Here is a 1,388-nt window from a genome sequence, read left to right as displayed (position 1 = left end):
CTAATATAAAAGCTTATTTTCAATAAAAAACACATCATAATACCCCCTTGCCTTTTAACCACAAAAATATTGAAGTTATTATTTAGAAGCAATTAATAGAAAAATAAACAAATCTTTTTTAAACAAGCTACTAATAAAAATATCTCCATCGAAAATAAAGTATAAAAATTCAAAAACCATTTAATAAAGTATCAATAGAGTTAAAATACATATAGCTTACTTTTAATTTTAAAGAGGAATACAAGAAATAATTTCTTGTATTCCTGTTATAAGATTGGGAGAACCAAGTTGATAATTTCACCCATTTCTTTGGATCTATTAATTTAAGTTTCGACTTTACTTATTTGAGCTTAGCCATTTGGTCGAGTCACAATCGGGAAAATTGAATCTGGACGTTTAAACATTGCAAAGAATTTTCCAATTTTCAGTGGATTACCTTTGACTTTACTGTCTTTAGAAAGCAGGACTTTTACCCCTTCTATTTGACCTGTAATCATTTTTAGATATAAGGGCTTGGTTAAGGTTAATGTAGGGCAATCCAATGCCAAATCTTTACTTTCATCATAACGCTTAAACTGCATGACTGAGTTTTCAACCCATAATGAAAAATGCTCTTTGGTATCCGACAAAACCAGATTGATACACTGGTTTTCATTTTTTAAATTTTCCACATCTAAATTTGTCGCCATAGCTTCAAGAAATCTTTCAGTTGGTGTATGAATCAATAAATCACTCGGATCAGAAGTATTTTGTAGGGGTACATTATTTTGTAGCTCTTGAGCGCCCACCAAAAAGAAATTACGCCAAGTTGAAGCCTCAGCAGCATAGCCCAATTGACGATAAGTATTCGCCAATAAGTCTTTTGCTTGTTGGTTTTGAGGGTTATTCAACACAATATGTTTTAAAATCTCGGCAGCCCATCTATAGTCAGCTTGAGCGTAGGCATCCCGCGCATTTTTCAATGCATTGTTCTCCCCACCTGCTAACTCAATATATTTTTTTGCAACAGCTTTAGGGGGTAATGGATCTAAATTGGAAGGATGGGCATCGAACCATCCCATATAATATTGGTATACTGCTTTTACATTATGTTTTAGGGTTCCATAATAGCCATGCGCATATAGTTTTTGATCAAGTGCCGCTGGAAGCTTAATTTTTTCGGCAATTTCAGCGCCATTAAAACCAGAGTTCATATATCTCACCGTCTGATCATGCGTGAACTTATAAACATCTCGCTGGGTTTTAATAAAATCTTGAATATTGTCATTGCCCCAGACAGGCCAATGATGCTGTGCAATCAATACATCGGATGCTTTGGCATGCTGCATTGCTTGGTCTAGATAGCCCACCCATTTTAAGGCATCACGGACTTTAGCACCCCGAAGGGT

General features: G+C 35.0%; 1 protein-coding gene. It reads right to left on the bottom strand.

What is annotated here, in order from left to right:
- Positions 1 to 350: 350 nt before the first annotated feature.
- Positions 351 to 1,388: alkyl sulfatase dimerization domain-containing protein (locus ACY3FQ_RS18130; RefSeq protein ID WP_462592247.1), on the bottom strand; the 1,038-nt coding region annotated here is incomplete at its 5' end.

The sequence above is a fragment of the Acinetobacter sp. AB03 genome (genome assembly GCF_058107045.1).
The sequence above is the reverse complement of the archived record's forward strand: the minus strand, read 5'-3'. Positions and strand labels throughout refer to the sequence as shown.